General features: G+C 64.8%; 15 protein-coding genes. 3 read left to right on the forward strand and 12 right to left on the reverse strand.

The window, feature by feature from the left end; genetic code table 11:
* On the forward strand, positions 1-326 hold a 326-nt coding region (locus tag BM118_RS31775), incomplete at its 5' end, for a transposase (RefSeq protein WP_143099555.1).
* 847 nt (positions 327-1,173) lie between these two features.
* Here BM118_RS31775 and BM118_RS31785 read toward each other — a convergent pair.
* The 4 genes from BM118_RS31785 to thiD all read right to left on the reverse strand — a co-directional run bounded on the left by BM118_RS31785 (position 1,174) and on the right by thiD (position 5,105).
* Positions 1,174-2,157 carry a threonine/serine dehydratase gene (locus tag BM118_RS31785; protein ID WP_092190713.1) on the reverse strand — a complete coding sequence of 328 codons (984 nt, stop codon included), beginning with the start codon at positions 2,155-2,157 and terminating at the stop codon, positions 1,174-1,176.
* Between the two features lie 63 nt (positions 2,158-2,220).
* Complete coding sequence (locus BM118_RS31790) at positions 2,221-3,279, reverse strand: glycosyltransferase family 4 protein (protein ID WP_092190715.1); 1,059 nt, start codon at positions 3,277-3,279, stop codon at positions 2,221-2,223.
* On the reverse strand, positions 3,279-4,091 hold the full coding sequence (locus tag BM118_RS31795) for a UDP-2,3-diacylglucosamine diphosphatase (protein WP_011088645.1): 813 nt from the start codon (positions 4,089-4,091) through the stop codon (positions 3,279-3,281). The genes BM118_RS31790 and BM118_RS31795 overlap by 1 nt, the downstream gene beginning before the upstream one ends.
* Positions 4,092-4,304: 213 nt before the next feature.
* Positions 4,305-5,105: a bifunctional hydroxymethylpyrimidine kinase/phosphomethylpyrimidine kinase gene (gene thiD, locus BM118_RS31800; protein WP_092190717.1), complete on the reverse strand. Its 801-nt coding sequence runs from the start codon at positions 5,103-5,105 to the stop codon at positions 4,305-4,307.
* 309 nt (positions 5,106-5,414) lie between these two features.
* Here thiD and BM118_RS31805 point away from each other — a divergent pair, with 309 nt between their 5' ends.
* Both BM118_RS31805 and BM118_RS31810 read left to right on the forward strand, forming a co-directional pair.
* On the forward strand, positions 5,415-7,394 hold the full coding sequence (locus BM118_RS31805) for a PAS domain S-box protein (RefSeq protein ID WP_143099556.1): 1,980 nt from the start codon (positions 5,415-5,417) through the stop codon (positions 7,392-7,394).
* A 116-nt stretch (positions 7,395-7,510) separates the two neighbouring features.
* Complete coding sequence (locus BM118_RS31810) at positions 7,511-7,756, forward strand: Lrp/AsnC ligand binding domain-containing protein (RefSeq protein WP_018642903.1); 246 nt, start codon at positions 7,511-7,513, stop codon at positions 7,754-7,756.
* Positions 7,757-7,794: 38 nt separating this feature from the next.
* Here the strand turns inward: BM118_RS31810 and BM118_RS31815 are convergent, their stop codons facing one another.
* The 8 genes from BM118_RS31815 to BM118_RS31850 are packed head-to-tail and all read right to left on the reverse strand — an operon-like array spanning position 7,795 to position 16,459.
* Complete coding sequence (locus tag BM118_RS31815; RefSeq protein ID WP_092190719.1) at positions 7,795-8,286, reverse strand: GlcG/HbpS family heme-binding protein; 492 nt, start codon at positions 8,284-8,286, stop codon at positions 7,795-7,797.
* On the reverse strand, positions 8,283-9,482 hold the full coding sequence (locus BM118_RS31820) for an amidase (protein ID WP_092190721.1): 1,200 nt from the start codon (positions 9,480-9,482) through the stop codon (positions 8,283-8,285). Before BM118_RS31820 ends, BM118_RS31815 begins: the two co-directional genes overlap by 4 nt.
* Before the next feature lie 54 nt (positions 9,483-9,536).
* The gene (locus BM118_RS31825; protein ID WP_092191134.1) at positions 9,537-11,150 is read right to left on the reverse strand and encodes an ABC transporter substrate-binding protein; all 1,614 of its coding nucleotides are present in this window, start codon (positions 11,148-11,150) and stop codon (positions 9,537-9,539) included.
* 45 nt (positions 11,151-11,195) lie between these two features.
* Positions 11,196-12,650: an amidase gene (locus BM118_RS31830; protein ID WP_092191136.1), complete on the reverse strand. Its 1,455-nt coding sequence runs from the start codon at positions 12,648-12,650 to the stop codon at positions 11,196-11,198.
* A complete protein-coding gene (locus BM118_RS31835) occupies positions 12,640-13,632 on the reverse strand; it encodes an ABC transporter ATP-binding protein (RefSeq protein WP_092190723.1) in 993 nt (330 codons plus the stop codon). The genes BM118_RS31830 and BM118_RS31835 overlap by 11 nt, the downstream gene beginning before the upstream one ends.
* Positions 13,629-14,591: an ABC transporter ATP-binding protein gene (locus BM118_RS31840; RefSeq protein ID WP_092190725.1), complete on the reverse strand. Its 963-nt coding sequence runs from the start codon at positions 14,589-14,591 to the stop codon at positions 13,629-13,631. The genes BM118_RS31835 and BM118_RS31840 overlap by 4 nt, the downstream gene beginning before the upstream one ends.
* Positions 14,591-15,442, reverse strand: coding sequence for an ABC transporter permease (locus tag BM118_RS31845; protein WP_092190727.1), 852 nt, complete (start codon positions 15,440-15,442; stop codon positions 14,591-14,593). The genes BM118_RS31840 and BM118_RS31845 overlap by 1 nt, the downstream gene beginning before the upstream one ends.
* 3 nt (positions 15,443-15,445) lie before the next feature.
* Positions 15,446-16,459, reverse strand: a complete 1,014-nt coding sequence (locus BM118_RS31850) for an ABC transporter permease (RefSeq protein WP_092190729.1) — start codon at positions 16,457-16,459, stop codon at positions 15,446-15,448.
* Positions 16,460-16,700 lie beyond the last annotated feature (241 nt).

Raw genomic sequence — 16,700 nt, forward strand, 5'->3', positions numbered from 1 at the left:
AGATCGCGACCCTCTACAAGAGCCGATGGCAAATCGAGCTGTTGTTCCGTTGGATCAAGCAACATCTCGACATCCGCAAATTTCTCGGCGCCAACGACAATGCGGTCCGGCTCCAGGTGTTTGCCGCAATGATCGCCTACCTGTTGCTGCGTATCGCCGCCAAAGCCAACTGCCTCGCCATGCTTCCGATCAGGTTCGCTGAACTCGTCAGCCAGCTTCTATTCACGCGCCGGGCCATCGCCGCAATCGACAAGCCTCCACCCATCAACCCAAGCAAACGCAGATCCCACAGCCACCCAGACCAGATCGAGCTATCCTATGCCTAACTTCCCCGGACAGCCCTGCGCTTGCGGGGGAGGGCTGGGGTGGGGGGTCTCTCCGCAACGGGAAAGTTGATGGCCTACTGAGAATATCCCCGTTTGGAGAGAGCCCCCACCCGGCGCTGCGCGCCGACCTCCCCCGCAAGCGGGAGAGGTTGCACCGAGCAAGCGGCAAGTCCGAACCCAACATGACGGCAAATAAAGAAGGGGCAGAGCGGAAACGCTCTGCCCCTTCTTAGTGTTCGCGGCACGAGAACTACGGGCCGGCGAGAAGCTGGCCGCTCCGATAGTCAAATAGGTACACTGATCGATTAAAATCGACGACCTCGATGCCGTTCTCCAAGCATCTGAATCCTTCCGAGAAAATGTCTGCGCCATCAGCGCTCCAAATCTCGTCTCCTGCAAGGGAGAGGCGGGAAATTTGAAGTTCACCGTGGGATATGAGCGCTTCGTGAGGGCGATACCAATGGATTCCGAAGCATGTCGCAAAATCGACGCAACGTGACCACTCCATCAAACCTGTCGCAAGGTTTAGGCAGACCACTCGATTACCCACTGCAAGATATAACCGGCCGTCTACCTCGACGGCGGAGTATTGGTGGATAACGGTGTGCCCCCACTGGCGGCAACAACCGTGGACCACTTCCCGTCAATTCTCACGCCGTGAACGGTGCTTAGGTCCTCACCATCAAGACAGATTTCAGTATCGTACTTTCGTAGATTGTCCGTGGACATAAACGAGTATGTCGACTCATTGATAATCGTGACTTGGCCCTCAAGGGTCTCCAAAACGAGGCTGGTCAGCAGTGCTCCCATCGCAACGCTTCAGCGGTTAGCGGAGACTCTCAGACAATCAGGCCACCAGCTCCGCAAACAAATCCGCGTCGACATTACCGCCCGACAGCACGATGACCACGTTCTTGCCGGCGACGTCGAGACGTCCCGCAAGCAGCGCGGCAAGGCCGACGGCCCCTCCCGGCTCCACCACCAGCTTCAGCTCGCGATAGGCAAACGCAACCGCCGCGCCGACTTCCTTGTCCGACGCCGTGACGCCGCGCGCGAGCAGCTTGCTGTTGATCGCAAAGGTCATCTCGCCGGGGATCAGCGCCATCAGCGCGTCGCAGATGGTGCGGCCCGCGGGCCCATGCGGCTCGCGATGGCCTGCGGTCAGCGAAATGCCGTGATCGTCGAACGCCTCGGGCTCGGCCACCACGATCTCGGCCAGCGGATAGCGCGCCTTCACGGCCGTTGCGACGCCCGCGATCAGGCCGCCGCCGGAGGCCGGCGCCACCACGATGTCGGGGCTGAGGCCGAGCGTTGCCATGTCCTCCGCGATCTCGCGGCCGGCGGTGCCCTGCCCTGCGATCACGAAGGGATCGTCATACGGTCTGACCAGCGTCGCGCCGCGCTTCTCGGCGATGCCGCGCGAGATCGCCTCGCGGTCGTCGCGGTCACGGTCGTACAGCACGACCTCGGCGCCGTAGGATTTGGTGCGCTCGCGCTTGGACAGCGGCGCGTCCGCAGGCATCACGATGGTGGCCTGCATGTCGAGGATCTTGGCCGCCGCCGCCACGCCCTGGGCGTGGTTGCCGGAGGAGAATGCCACGACGCCGCCGGCGCGCTGGTCCTGCGGGATCGAGGCGACCTTGTTGAATGCGCCGCGGAACTTGAAGGAGCCGGTGCGCTGGAGCATCTCCGGCTTCAGAAACACTTTTGCGCCGACGCGCTCGTTGAGCACGGGAAAGGACAACAGCGGGGTGCGGATGGCGAAAGGCGCGATCACCCGCGCTGCGGCATCGATATCGGCAGGGCCGATCGGAAGGGGCTGCTCGGTCATGGCTGACCTTATCGCGGCGGACGAGGCGCGGGCAAGACACCTCCCCGCGAGGATTCCTCCTCTTCAGGCGACGAAGCGTGGCTGTTCCCCGCCGTTCCGGCCGGGCAGCACCGCGCCGACCGCCATTATGCTGTCGATAAAGGCCCTCGCCGAGGCTTCCCAGGTGTAGTTGGCGGCGAATTCGACGCAGGCCTGCCGGGAGATGTCGAGCGCGGCAAAGCAGGCATTGCGCAGATCGTGATCGAGGGCGCCGACCGGCGCATCGCCGATCACGTCGCGGGGGCCCTTCACCGGGAAGGCCGCGACCGGCAGGCCGCTCGCGAGCGCTTCCAGCAGGACCAGGCCGAACGTGTCGGTCTTGCTGGGAAACACGAACACGTCGGCGGCCGCATAGATTTCCGCCAGTGCCTCGCCGTGCTTCTCCCCGAGGAAGATCGCGTCGGGATAGGCCTCTTCGAGCGAAGCCCGTGCCGGGCCGTCGCCGACGACCACCTTGGTGCCGGGCAGCTTGAGGTCGAGGAACGCTTCGAGATTTTTCTCCACCGCGACGCGGCCGACCGAGAGGAACACCGGGGCCGGCAGGCAGAGATCGATCGCGCGGGGATGGAACAAGTGCGTGTCGACGCCGCGCGGCCACAGCACGACATTGTCAAACCCGCGCTCGGTCAGCTCGCCGGCGAGCGCCGGGGTCGCCGCCATCACGGCCCGGCTGGGCGCATGGAAACGGCGCAGCGCCCGCCAGATCAGCGAGCCCGGAACCGGCACCCGGGCGCGGACATATTCGGGAAAGCGGGTGTGGAAGCTGGTCGTGAACGGCAGCTTGCGCTGGCGGCAATAGCGGCGGACCATCAGGCCGATCGGCCCTTCGGTCGCGATATGGATGCTGTCGGGACGGGCTTCCGCGATCAGCTTCGCGATCCGCGCCGGGCGCGGCATCGCCAGCCGCACGTCGCGATAGCTCGGCATCGCGAAGGTGCGGAACGATTGCGGCGTCAGGAACGTGAACTCGACGCCAAGACCTTCAACGTTAAGCCCTTTGGCGGCGTCAGCAAGCTTGGTCAGCGTCCGAACCACACCGTTGACTTGCGGGTGCCAGGCGTCGGTCGCGACCAGGATGCGCATCAAGCGGCCCTTGCTGCGACCTGCGGGACGGCTGCCGGCTTTTGCGCCTGATCCGCCCAGGTGATGATCTCGAAATGGCCGTCGTCGTGCTCGACCAGCGCGGTGCAGCTCTCCACCCAGTCGCCGCAGTTCATGTAGCGGATGCCGGCCTCGTCGCGGATCACGGCATAGTGGATGTGGCCGCAGATCACGCCGTCGGCGTCGTGACGGCGCGCTTCGGCGGCGAGCGCCTGCTCGAACGCGCCGATATAGTTGACGGCGTTCTTGACCTTCTGCTTGGCCCATTGCGACAGCGACCAGTAGGGCACCTTGAACATGCGCCGGAAGAAGTTGACGAAGCGATTCATCTGGATCGCGAAGTCGTAGGCCTTGTCGCCGAGATGGGCGAGCCAGCGCGCGTTCTGCACCACGAGATCGAAGATGTCGCCGTGGATGACGAGATAGCGCTTGCCGTCCACGCCGGTGTGGACGGTGTTCTCGACCACGTCGATGCCGCCGAAATGCGTGCCGTAATAATTGCGCAGGAACTCGTCGTGATTGCCGGGGATGTAGATCACCTTGGCGCCCTTGCGCGCCTTGCGCAAAAGCTTCTGGACCAGGTCGTTATGCGATTGCGGCCAGTGCCAGCTCGACTTCAGCGCCCAGCCGTCAACGATGTCGCCGACGAGGTAGATCGTCTCTGCGTCATGGTAGCGCAGGAAGTCCAGCAGAAGGTCGGCTTGTGAACCGCGGGCTCCGAGATGAACGTCGGAGATGAACAAGGTGCGAAAGCGCCTTTCAGGGCTCTCGTCACTCACATCGTAGCTTCCCATGCGACAGCCTGTAACAATATCCCGTGACAGGGGGATGACCGATTGAACCTTTGAGGCACCTCAGATACGAATCAAACCTCGCCTCGCCCTCCCCGCGAATATCAGTCGCATGCGACAATCAGGCGACATGAAGCGGCCATGGCTGTCCGCAAAAGCCCGGCCCCCTCGCCTTATTGGTTAACGGCGGGGCCGGCGCGCAGCTCGAGGCCGGCGTCAGTAGAACTCGTGGAAATGATGGATCGGCCCGTGGCCGTGGCCGACGCTGAAGCTGTCGGCAGCCGCGATCGCGGCGCTGATCCAGGCCTTGGCGTTGCGCACCGCCTGCTCGAGAGTCTCGCCCCTGGCAAGACCTGCCGCCACGGCCGACGACAGCGAACAGCCGGTGCCGTGGGTGTTCTGGGTGGCGATGCGGGGCGCGGCGAGCGCGATCGTGCTTTCGGACGTGACGAGATAGTCGATGCTCTCGGCACCCTCGCCGTGCCCGCCCTTGATCAGGACGGCACGGCAGCCGAGCGCCAGCAGGCGGCGCCCCTGGCTTTCGATCCCGGCCTCGCTGGCCGCGACCTGCTCGCCGAGCAGAGCCGCCGCCTCCGGCAGGTTCGGCGTGATCACCGAGGCGAGCGGCATCAGTCGTGTGCGCAGGGCTTCCACGGCCTCGGACGCCAGCAGGCGATCGCCTGACGTTGCGACCATCACGGGATCGAGCACCACGTGGCGGGGCTTCCAGCGCGCCAGCGCGGCCGCGATCGCATCGATGCTGGCGGCCTGGGCCACCATGCCGATCTTCACCGCGCCGATGTCGAGATCGGAGAACACCGCGTCGATCTGCGCGGTGACGAAATCAGCCGGCACCGCGTGAATGCCGGTGACGCCGCGCGTGTTCTGCGCCGTCAGCGCCGTGATCGCAGAGGCGCCGTAGACGCCGAGCGCCGCGAAGGTCTTCAGATCCGCCTGGATGCCGGCGCCGCCGCTCGAATCGGAGCCGGCAATGGTGAGCGCCACGGGCGTGGTCATCGCAGGACACATGCGTTTGAGAGGAACACCGCCATGGCCTGTCCTAGCGCGCCCCTGCAACGCCAGCAAGCCGGACCGCCGCGGCAGCGGTGATTCGCGACACCACCGATCCGGGCCCAGGCGAACCAGGCGGAGCCGATCCGGCGCAGCATTGTCGCCCCCGAATCAGGAACATGCTGCAATATATGGCCCGACACGGCCTCGGCCCTTGGCCTCCACCACCGATGAGTGAGACCTTGGGCGGCAGAGCCGTCCAATGGCACCAATGCTGCGGGCCGACCCGACCTGCAAGCCTCTCGGGGTGGAATCATGTGGGCCTTCTTCGAACGTCTCCTCGACTCCTCGATGTTCTCGCCACACGGGATCTGCCTGCTCTGGGAGCCCGAACTGATCTGGCTGCACGTCGTCTCGGACGCCTGCATCGCCGCAGCCTATTTCTCGATCCCGTTTGCGCTCGCGATCCTCGTCACCAAGCGGCGCGACCTCAAATTCGGGTGGGTCTACTGGGCGTTCGCGGTCTTCATCATGGCATGCGGCCTGACGCATGTGCTGTCGATCTACACGCTCTGGGTCCCGGTCTACGGCATCGAGGGCATGGTCAAGGCGGCGACGGCCATTGCGTCGGTCTTCACGGCCGGTGCGCTCTGGCCGCTGTTGCCGAAGATCCTGACGATCCCCTCGGCGTTCGAGTTCCGGCAGGTCCAGGCCGCGCTCGAGGAGGAGGAGACCAAGAACCGGGATGCAGCCCAGCTGCTCGGACAGGTCCGTGAAGCCCAGCGCGCGCTGCGCGAGAGCATGACGCGCCTCACCGCCGTTGTCGAGACCGCGGTCGACGGCGTCATCCTGTTCGACGCGCAGGCCCGCATTCTCCTGTTCAATCCCGCCTGCGAACGGTTGTTCGGCTATCGCGCCGACGAGGTCATGAACCGCGACATCGGCATGCTGATGTCCAACGAGGAGAGGCCCTCATCCGCGGGTCATGCGCGGGGCTTCGCAACCGGGGAAGCCGGCGGCCTGCGCAAGGACGGATCGACCTTTCCGATGAATCTGTCGGTGGGCCAGGCGTGGCAGGACGGCGAGCTGATCTACGTCGGAATCGTCCACGACCTGACCACGCGCAAGCTGACCGAGCAGCAGCTTCAGCAGGCGCAGAAGATGGAGACGGTCGGCCAGCTCTCCGGCGGCATCGCCCACGACTTCAACAATCTGCTCACCGTCATCATCGGCAACGCGGAATTTCTCAGCGACCAGCTCAGGGCCCGTCCCGACCTCAGGCGTTTCGCCGACGATATCTGCCTGTCGGGCGAGCGGGGCGCGGAGCTGACGCAGCGGCTGCTCGCGTTCAGCCGCCGCCAATTGCTGCAACCGCGGGCGATCGAGTGCCGCGACCTCCTCGAGTCCATGCACAAGCTGCTCAAGCGTACCTTGCGCGAAAACATCGAGATCAAGACGGCGTTCGGCCCCGGCTCCATCATGGCCTTCGCCGACCGCGCCCAGCTCGAATCCGCAGTCCTCAATCTCGCGCTCAATGCGCAGGACGCCATGCCGGCCGGCGGGCATCTCACCCTGAGCACCGAGCTCGCCGCGATCGACGACGACTATCGCGCCCTTCACCCGGAAGTGGCGTCCGGCAGCTATGCCCTGATCTCCATCACCGATGACGGCGAAGGCATGACGCCTGACGTCATCGAGCATGCTTTCGAACCGTTCTTCACCACCAAGGAAGTCGGCAAGGGCTCGGGCCTCGGCCTCAGCATGGTCTATGGCTTCGCCAAGCAATCCGACGGCCATGTCGCGATCTATAGCGAGCAGGGCCTGGGCACGACGGTCCGGCTCTACCTGCCGCGCGCCGGCGCCGGACAATCCGTGGCCGACGTGCCGGAGAGCGAGGAGGCGGCGCCGCGAGGCTACGAGACGATCCTGATCGCCGAAGACGATCCGTTCGTGCGCTCCTCGGCCATCCGCAGGGTGGAATCTCTTGGATATCGCGTGATTGCGGCCGTCAACGGCAAGGAGGCCCTGCAGCGACTGCGCACCGATCCCAGCATCGACATGCTGTTCACCGATATCGTGATGCCGGGAGGCATGAGCGGCTGGGAGCTCGCCGATCAGGCCCGGCTCATTCGCCCCGGTCTTCCGGTCCTGTTCACGTCGGGCTACGCGCTGGAGACCCTCGTCGAGCAGGGCCGAGCGCGCACGCAATCGATCCTTCTGACCAAGCCCTATCGCAAGATCGAGCTTGCGCAGCGGCTCCGGGACGCATTCGCCGCGGCGGCCCTGGCCTCGTAGGGCAGGACCGGCGTCCGCGCACGAGGCGATCTCTCCCGGGCGCCCAGCAAGTTCGCTTGCCAAGCCCGGCCGGTTTTGGCCTATTAGCCGTCAGATATGCCTTCGGAGTGACTGCAATGGTTCCTTTTTTCGTCCAGATCAAATGCAAGCTCGGCCAGTCCTACACGGTCGCCAATGCGCTCGCCGAAGCCGAGATCGCCTCCGAGATCTACTCCACCGCCGGCCAATACGATCTGCTGGTGAAGTTCTACGTCGACAAGGACACCGACATCGGCCACTTCGTCAACGAGAAGGTGCAGGTGCTGCCCGGCATCCAGGACACGCTCACCATCATCACCTTCAAGGCGTTCGGCACGGGCTAGGACGCGGACTCGTTAGCGCGCAGCCATAGCCGCTGGCTTCAGACCTTCGGCTGAGGCGTCGTACCCCTGATGATCCCGGTATCTTCCGCGCCCATCGGCTTGAAATCGACGCACATGTCGGCTCCCGGGATCGCGGCCGCACCGGCCCGGGCGACAGCGAGATCCTGCGTGCCGGACCCGGAGCCCGCCGCCACTGCGCCGAGGATGAAGCCATCGACGCGGATCGGGAGACCACCGATCAGATTGGTCCAGCGGTTTTCATGCGCGAGCGTGACCTGGATTTCCACATCCGCGTGAGCGCCGCCAGTCGGCGAGCCCGACAACGCCGACGTCCGTGCCTTGTTGATGGACGAGGTCACGCTCAGTCCCTTCGAGCCGTCCATGCGCCCGAACGCCAGCAGATTGCCGCCGGTATCGACCACCGCGATGCACATCGGCTGCCCGATGCGGGTCGCCTCGGCGATTGCCGCGTTGAGCACCTTGAGTGCGCCTTCGAGCGTCAGCGTCCTTGTTTCCTTGACGTTGGTCATCGTCGTTCCTCGGACAGTCCAATTGAAAATTCCCGCGCCAGGGTGCGCGCTGCTGCGACCAGCGCCGCATCGCCGCCGCGCCAGCCGATGAGGGACAGCCCGACCGGAATAGAGCCGGATGTCGCGACGGGCAGGCTGACCTGCGGAAGGCCCGTCAGGCCCGCGATACCGGTCAGGTCGACAATCCGGTGCACCGCCGCGCGGATGTCCGACAGGCGCGCGTCGCGGCCGATCGGCAGGATCGGCGATGTCGGCAGGCAAAGCATGCGGCGCTCGTTGAGCAAATCGTCAAGCCGTTTCGATGCGCATTCACGGAAAGTCCTGGCCGCCGCGAGGTCGCTCGATGGAATGCGGCCTTCGTCGGCAAACGCGCCGGCCACCTCCGACGAGAAGCGTGGGTTCACGCGATCGATCCAATCCCGAAACGTGTCGTGGAATTCGCATCTCTGCAGGATGCGCTGGTGGCGCCCCCAGTCGAGAAGCTCGCCTTCGGCCAATGGCGACACGGTGATCGCCGCGGCTTGGCGCAGCCGATCAACAGCCGGCTGCAAGGCGCGCCTTATCGGCTCGTCGGCGAGAGCAAAACAGTCAGCCGCAACGATGATCTCGGGTGGCAAGGCATCGGGAATTTGCTCTCCGAGCAGCACCGCGCCAACCCGGCCGAAAGTCAGCGCATCGCGGGTGAAATAGCCGGCAGTATCGAACGATGGCGCCTGGGTCATCATGCCGGCGACGGAGATACGACCATGAGTCGGACGCAGGCCGTAAATTCCGCAAAAACTCGCGGGGATGCGCACCGAGCCGCCGGAGTCAGTTCCTAACGCAACATCGACCAGGCCGCCGGCAACGGCAGACGCGGAGCCGCTCGAGGAGCCGCCCGGTACACGGTCCGGCGCACGCGGGTTCAGCGGCGTACCGTAAAACTTGTTGATGCCAAGCAGCCCGAGCGAAATTTCGTCGGTGATTGTCTTGCCCGTCAGCGAGGCGCCGGCGCCCAGCAGGGTGTCGACGGCCCAGGCGTCGGCCTCTGCCGCCTTATGGGTCGCCGCCCAGTCGGGATTGCCGCAGCCGGTCACGCCGCCTGCAACATCGAACAGGTCCTTGGCCGCGAAGCTCAGGCCCGAAAGCGGGCCTGAGCGGTGCGGCGCCCGTTGGATGATGGGGCCTGGAACGAAAGCGCCGAGCGTGTCTTGCACGGTGTTTCCCCGATCAATGGCAAGCGCGCCCGATCGAGCGCGCTTGCCGTCCTCTCATTCCTTGTAGAGCTTGCGGAAGTCCGGATGCGTGTGAAACCAGTACTCAAAGCCCTTGACGTTCTTCTGCACCGCATAGTCGGCAAAGCGGGTGTAGAGCGGGATGCGAGGCAGGTCGGTCATGACGATGTCGACCATCTTGTTCAGGCTTGTCTTGTAGATCTCGGGATCGCGGGTGAAGCGCGCCTGGTCAATCACCTTGTCGAGGTCGGGATTGACGTAGTTGGCTGTGTTGAACACGGAGTTGTTGCCGCCGTGGAAGGTCCAGAAGAAGAAATAGTCGGGGTAATCGAGCCAGCCATAGAATTCGGCGATGACCATCGGCATCGTCTTGCTGGCCATCTGGGCAAACCAGTTCGAGCCCGGGACCTTCTCGATCGTGAGTTCGACGCCGATCGTCTTCAGCGCCTCCTGGATCAGGATGGCAGTCGGTTCGCGCACGGTGGATTCGCTGAGATCGATCGACAGCGTGGTCTTGAAGCCGTTGGGGAAGCCGGCCTCGGTCAGCAGCTGCTTGGCCTTCGCGAGATCCTGGCCATGCTTGACCGGAACCGGCCACGTCGCGTCGGGATAGGGTTTTGCGGGGTCGCCACCGAACATCGGCTTGGCGCGGTTATAGAGAGCGGAGCTGACGATCTCCTTGTAGGGGATGGCGTAGGAGATAGCTTCGCGCACCTTGGGATTGTCGAAAGGCGCCATCTTGACGTTCATGTCGACGAACACGAGGTCGTTCTGCACCGGCACGCCGATGATGGTGACCTTGCCCTGCTCCGCCAGCTCGGCGTAGTCCTTCGGCGGCAGACCGACCGACATATCGACGTCGCCCTTCTCCAGCAGCGCGCGACGCGTACCAGCCGAGGCGATCTGCCGATAGACGACGCGCTTGAGTTGGGGCAGCGGGCCGGACTTCCAGGCATCGAACCGGGTGAAAACAGTCTGCTGGCCGGGCGACCAGGATTCCACCTTGTAGGCGCCGCCACCGCAATCGTTGCGTGACACCCACTCGAACGCCCACGGGTCCTGCGCGGTCGCGTGCTTCTTGGCCAGTTCGGAATTGACGATGACGGGCACCGGCACGACGAGGTCAGGCATCGTCAGCTTGTTGAACTGATCGAACGTTGCCTTGAAGGTGTGATCGTCGATCACCGTGAACTGTTCGGGCTTGACCAGGGATCCCGCCGCCATTTGCACCGCCGGAAAGCCGCCGGCGGCGATGGCGCGATCGAACGACCATTTGACGTCCTTGGCGGTGACCGGGCTGCCATCGTGGAACGTCGCGTCCTTGCGCAGATGGAAAATGTAGGTCTTGCCGTCCTCGCTGGCTTCCCAGCTCTCGGCCAGCTCCGGCGTCATGACCTTGGCATCGTAGGATACCGTGCCGTCGGCCAGCTTTTTCTCGCCGTGGCTGACGAGCCGGTCGTAGGCCTGCCACACCACCATGCGGCTGTGATCGTTGGCGGTCGGCACCATCGTGTCGAGACCGTTGGGGCCCATTTCGGACACGATGACCATCGTGTCCTTGGCAATTTCCGCCGCATGCGCGGCAGCGCCGGGCAAGACAACGGACGCTGTGAGCAACGCCGCTCTAATGAGACTACGATCGAGCTTCATATCGTGCATCCTTTCTGGATTTTCGGGTGAAAAGTCGAGGCAGTGTCAGAGGCCGAGATCGCCCAACAGTTTCGGCCATTTGTGAGCCCACGGACGCGCTTGTTCAAAGGCGCCGGAGGCGGCGAGCACGGTACGATCCGCCAGATGGCGACCGATGATTTGCATGCCGACTGGCAAGCCGGTCTTGGTGAAGCCCGCGGGAATGGTCGCCGCCGGCTGGCCGGTCAAATTGCAGATGAAGGTGAAGCAGAGCCAGTCGCCGGTAGAGACCATCTTCTCTTCGATGATCTCGGGCCCCTGCATGTAGAGCGGGAAGGCCGGCACCGCGAGCGTCGGCGTGATCAGGAGGTCGTAGTTGGCCATGAACCGCCACATGCGGTTGCAGACCATCTGCCGGATCATCTTGGCATCGGTAAATTCTTCCGCCGTCCATTGCCGCTGCAATAGTCCGACGAGGTGCGGCGACATTTCCTTTTCACGTCCCTTCATCATGCGGCGCATGCCGGTGAGATCGGTGTCGCCGGCGACGATGGTCCAGAAATGCGGGAACGGATCTTCCCATCCCGGATGGGCGCGCTCGACCGTGCAGCCGAGATCGGTCTCGAACACGCGCACCGCTTCAGACACGACGCGGCGGACTTCCGGGTCGACCGGCGCGTAGCCCCAGTCTTCGCTGTAGGCAATGCGAAGGCCCTTGATGCTCTCCTTCACGGCACCGACATAGTCGAAGTCGGCGGCCGGGATGGAATAGCGATCGCGCGGATCTGGTCCGGTGATCGCCTTCAGCATCAGGGCCGAGTCGGTCACGGTGCGGCTCATCGGGCCGACGTGCTCGAGCGATTCCCAACTCGAGACGCCGGGATAGCGTTCATCCCGGCAACCAGGGTAGAGCGGCACCCGGCCCATCGAAGCCTTGATCCCGTACAGGCCGCAAAGCGCGGAAGGAATGCGGATCGATCCGCCGCCGTCGGAGCCGATTGCGAAAGGCGCGACGCCGGCCGCAACCGAAGCTCCGGAGCCGGCGCTCGATCCGCCGGATGTCATGTCGAGATTCCAGGGATTGCGCGTCGCCGGAAAAACCGGATTGTGGCCGACGCCGCTGTAGCCGAATTCCGGCACGTTGGTCTTGCCGATGATGACTGCACCGGCGTCCTTCAGCCGCTCGACGACGATGTCGTCCTCATCCGGCACGAAGTCCCGGTAGAGCGGAGAACCCATCACCGTCAGGATGTCCTTGGTGGCGACGAGGTCCTTGATTCCGATCGGCACGCCCGCCAGCAGGCCGGGATCCTTGCCGGCTGCGATCTTGGCGTCGACCGCGGCGGCTGCGGCGCGCGCCACGTCGGGCGTCGGTGTGCAGAAGGCATGGATGTGCGGTTCGAGTTTCTCCATGCGGCGCAGAACGGCCTCGGTGACCTCGGCGGCGGATAGCTCCTTGCTCCTGACCTTCGCCGCGACGGTCGCGGCGTCCATGCGGCAGATCTCATTGTCAGCGCTCATCGGTTCCTCCATCGGGTGAAAGAGCGAAGTGGCAGGCGGCGAAATGATCCGGGCCGACCGCGCGAAGCGGCGGCATGGCCTTGGTGCAGATGTCGGCCCCCTTGGGACAGCGGCCGTAGAAGCGGCAGACGTTGGGGTCCGGATCGATCGGGCTGGTCGGACTGCCGTCGAGCCGGGGCCGCGCTTCACCGCGCCGCGCCGGATCCGGTATCGCGGCGACCAGCGCCTGCGCATAGGGATGACGAGGCGCGGTGAACAGCGTCTCCGCCGGCGCGATCTCGACGATCTTGCCGAGATACATCACGACCACGCGCGAACACAGAAGCCGCACCACGTTGAGATCGTGCGACACGAACAGGTAGCTCATCGCCAGTCGGGCGCGCAGGTCGGCGAGCAACCGCAGGATCACCGCTTGCACCGACACGTCGAGCGCCGAGGTCGGCTCGTCGAGGATCAGCAGCGATGGCTCGACCGCAACGGCGCGCGCGATGCCCACACGCGCGCGTTGGCCGCCCGACAATTGATGCGGGTAGCGCTGCAGCAGTTCTTCCGGCAGTCCAACCAGCGCAGCGGTGGCGCGAACGCGCCTGTCCAGCTCGGCACCGTTGTTCATGCCGAGTAGCCGCTTCAACGGATCGGCGATTGCCTGGAAAGCGCGGAACGAGGGATTCAGGCTTTCGGTCGCGTCCTGGAACACCACCTGAATGCGCCGCCGGCTCGCCGAGGACGCGAACTTCGCCTGCGCAATCGCGGTGAGATCCTCACCGCCGAGCAGGATCTGGCCCGCCGTGGGATCGATCAGCCGGCCAAGCAGACGAACCATGGTGGATTTGCCGCAGCCGGATTCGCCGACCAGGCCGACGCTTTCTCCGGCGCCGATCGTCAGATCCACGTCGTCGACCGCGTGGAGCCTGGCGCCGCGCGCCGCCCGCTTGATCGGGTATGATTTGGACAGCGACCTGACTTCGAGCAGCGGCGTCATGACAGGGGAAACCGGCAGCGCACGACATGCGCGGGCGACAATTCGGTCCAGGGCAGCGCCGCCTCGTCACAGATCGGCTGCCGCCGCTCGCAGCGTCCGCTGAAGCGGCACGGCGGCAACGTGCCGCGCAGATCGGGCAGATGGCCGGGAATGGAATTGAGGTCGTCGAGACGCGATTCCGGAACGGGCGTGGCGGCGAGCAACTGGCGTGTATAGGGATGGGCCGGGTGATCGAGCAGTGCCTCGGTCGACGCGATCTCGACGATGTGCCCGGCATGCATGACGGCGATCCGGTCGCAATATTCGCCGGCGAGCCCGAGATCGTGGGTGATCAGCAGCGTCGACATCCGCGTCGAGCGGCTCATGTCCCTGATCAGGTCCATGATCACGGCCTGGGTTGTCACATCGAGCCCCGTCGTGGGCTCGTCCGCGATCAGGACCGACGGTGTGCAGGCCAGCGCCATGGCGATCATCACGCGCTGGCACATCCCGCCCGAGAGCTCGAACGGATAGGCTTCCGCGCGGCGTTCGGGATCGGGAATGCGGACCCGCGCCAGTGCGGCAATCGCCGCTTTCCTGAGATCGCGGCTCGGCAGCCCGGCATGCTCCTGCAGCACGTCCTCGATCTGCTTGCCGACCTTGCGGATCGGATTGAGCGCGGTGCGGGGGCTCTGGAAGATCATCGCCATCTCGCGCCCGCGCAGCTCGCGCATCGCTTCCGGCCGGGCCGCCAGAAGATCGATGCCGCCCATCGTGATGTTGCCTTTGGTGATCTGCGCTGCCTCATCGTTGAGGCCCATGACGGTGTAGGCCGTGACGGACTTTCCGGATCCGCTTTCACCGACCACGCCGACGATCTCGCCGCGGCTGACCGACAAGCTCACGCTGTCCAGCGCCCGCACCACGCCGTGACGGGTGCGAAACTCCACTGACAGATTGTCGATCTCGAGCTGCGCCATTACACGCGTTTCCTCGGATCGAGCAGATCGCGCAGTCCGTCGCCCAGCATGTTGAATGAGAACACCGCGAGCACGAGAGCGGCGCCTGGGAACATGAAGGCCCACCACTCGCCGGAAATGATGTAGCTGGCGCCTTCCGAGACCATGATGCCCCATTCCGGCGTCGGCGGCCGGACTCCGAGCCCGATGAAAGACAGGCCGGCGGCGTTGAGGATCGCCCATCCCATGTTGAGCGAAGCCTGCACCATCATCGGCGGCAGGACGTTGGGGACGATATGGTTGAGCAGGACGCGCAGCGAGCCGTTGCCGCCCATGCGCGCCGCCTCGACATAGCCGAGCTCGCGCCGCACGTTCACCTCGGCGCGCGCGAAGCGGCAATAGAACGGCAGATTGATGATCATCGTGGCAATGACGATGTTGGCGACGCTGTTGCCGAGTGCCACCACGATCCCCATGGCCAGCACAAACAGCGGGAACGCCATGATGGTGTCCATCGCACGGCCGATGATGCGATCGGTCCAGCCGCCGAAATAGCCGGCGAGCGAGCCGAGCCCTAGGCCGAGCACGAACGACAGCGCGACGGCCGAGACCGCCATGCCGAGGTCGAGGCGCGTCGCGACGATGACACGGCTGAGGATGTCGCGTCCAAGCGCGTCGGTCCCGAACGGATGCAGGGCGCTGGGCCGCGCCAGTTTGGTGGTGGCCGAGGTGACCAGAGGATCGTATGGCGCGATGTAAGGTCCGAAAATCGCGCACAGCGCCAGCAGCGCCAGGATGATCACCGCCATCAACGTCAGGCGGTTTTCGCCGAAGGCATAACCGGTGTTGCGGGCAACCGTGATCAGACTCATCGCTCAGCCCTCGAACCGGACGCGGGGATCGACCAGTGTCGCGAAAATGTCGACGGCGAGATTCAGCAGCACGTAAAGCACCGCCATCATCAGGACGAAGCCCTGCACCGCTGCGTAATCGGACGCGATGACGGCCGATACCGCGTAGGCGCCGACACCCTGCCAGCCGAACACCTGCTCGATCAGGACGTTGGACCCAAGCAGGAAGGAGAACACCATGCCGAGCACGCTGCTGACCGGCAGCAGCACGTTGCGGAATGCGTAGGTCATCAGGATCTTGCGCACCGGCAAGCCGCTGGCGCGCGCGGTACGGATGAAGTCGCTTCCGAGCGCCTCCAGCATGGCCGCCCGCGTGATGCGCGCGATCGGCGCCAGCGCGAACAGGCCGAGTGATATCGCGGGCAGGATCAGCTGGGCCAAGGACGCGCGGAGCACCGGCCAATCGCCCGCGATGAGGGCGTCGATGGTGTAGGCGCCGGTGACGTGCGGTGGCGGCGAGAAGGCGATCTCGTTCAGGCGGCCGAGCGGCTGCGGCGCCCAGCCGAGCAGGAAATAGAACACATAGACGAACAGCAGGCCGACGAAGAAAGTCGGGAAGGCGGCGCTGACGGTGACCAGCGCGCGGCAGGCATGATCGACCGGTCCGTTGATGCGGGTCGCGGCCCACACGCCCATCGGGATGGCGATGCTGATCGCGAACAGGAGCGCGAAGGACGACAATTCCAGCGATGCAGGCAGCCGCTCGAGCAGATCGGTCAACACCGGCTGTCCCGTGGTGAGCGAACGGCCGAGATTGCCCTGCGCGAGGTCACCGACATAGTGCACGAACTGCACCGGAAGCGGACGGTCGAGTCCCAGCGTGGCGCGGATGTTCTCGATCGAGGCGGCGTTCGCGGCCGGGCCGGCGAAATACGCCGCCGGATCACCCGGCAGGGCGTGCGAAATGAAGAAGGTGAGAACGACGACGCCGATCAGGCTCGGGATGGTGCCAAGCAAACGTTTCCAAACGAAAGCCATGAGCGGTTCGCCTGCCGTTATTCGCCGGTGCGACGGCCTTGCCGGAGCGCATCAACGTGTTCGGACCCCATCGACATCGGATACAGCCAGGGGCGATTGGCATGCATCACAGTCATGTCCAGGTTTAAGCAAGCGTTATGCCAGTCGGTCTTCTGGGCGTTTGAGCGCGAGAGCCGAGGAATCAGCGCATTCTGCTGCAAAGTTGCGGCGCGCGTGCACCAGGAAATGAAGCGGTTTTGAA

The sequence above is a fragment of the Bradyrhizobium sp. cf659 genome, from assembly GCF_900113725.1.
Taxonomy (GTDB): Bacteria; Pseudomonadota; Alphaproteobacteria; order Rhizobiales; family Xanthobacteraceae; genus Bradyrhizobium.

Coding starts and splice junctions, on each gene's coding strand:
- BM118_RS31785 (WP_092190713.1), bottom strand. CDS start 2,157: ATGACCGAGCAGCCCCTTCCGATCGGCCCTGCCGATATCGATGCCGCA.
- BM118_RS31790 (WP_092190715.1), bottom strand. CDS start 3,279: ATGCGCATCCTGGTCGCGACCGACGCCTGGCACCCGCAAGTCAACGGT.
- BM118_RS31795 (WP_011088645.1), bottom strand. CDS start 4,091: ATGGGAAGCTACGATGTGAGTGACGAGAGCCCTGAAAGGCGCTTTCGC.
- thiD (WP_092190717.1), bottom strand. CDS start 5,105: ATGACCACGCCCGTGGCGCTCACCATTGCCGGCTCCGATTCGAGCGGC.
- BM118_RS31805 (WP_143099556.1), top strand. CDS start 5,415: ATGTGGGCCTTCTTCGAACGTCTCCTCGACTCCTCGATGTTCTCGCCA.
- BM118_RS31810 (WP_018642903.1), top strand. CDS start 7,511: ATGGTTCCTTTTTTCGTCCAGATCAAATGCAAGCTCGGCCAGTCCTAC.
- BM118_RS31815 (WP_092190719.1), bottom strand. CDS start 8,286: ATGACCAACGTCAAGGAAACAAGGACGCTGACGCTCGAAGGCGCACTC.
- BM118_RS31825 (WP_092191134.1), bottom strand. CDS start 11,150: ATGAAGCTCGATCGTAGTCTCATTAGAGCGGCGTTGCTCACAGCGTCC.
- BM118_RS31830 (WP_092191136.1), bottom strand. CDS start 12,650: ATGAGCGCTGACAATGAGATCTGCCGCATGGACGCCGCGACCGTCGCG.
- BM118_RS31835 (WP_092190723.1), bottom strand. CDS start 13,632: ATGACGCCGCTGCTCGAAGTCAGGTCGCTGTCCAAATCATACCCGATC.
- BM118_RS31840 (WP_092190725.1), bottom strand. CDS start 14,591: ATGGCGCAGCTCGAGATCGACAATCTGTCAGTGGAGTTTCGCACCCGT.
- BM118_RS31845 (WP_092190727.1), bottom strand. CDS start 15,442: ATGAGTCTGATCACGGTTGCCCGCAACACCGGTTATGCCTTCGGCGAA.
- BM118_RS31850 (WP_092190729.1), bottom strand. CDS start 16,459: ATGGCTTTCGTTTGGAAACGTTTGCTTGGCACCATCCCGAGCCTGATC.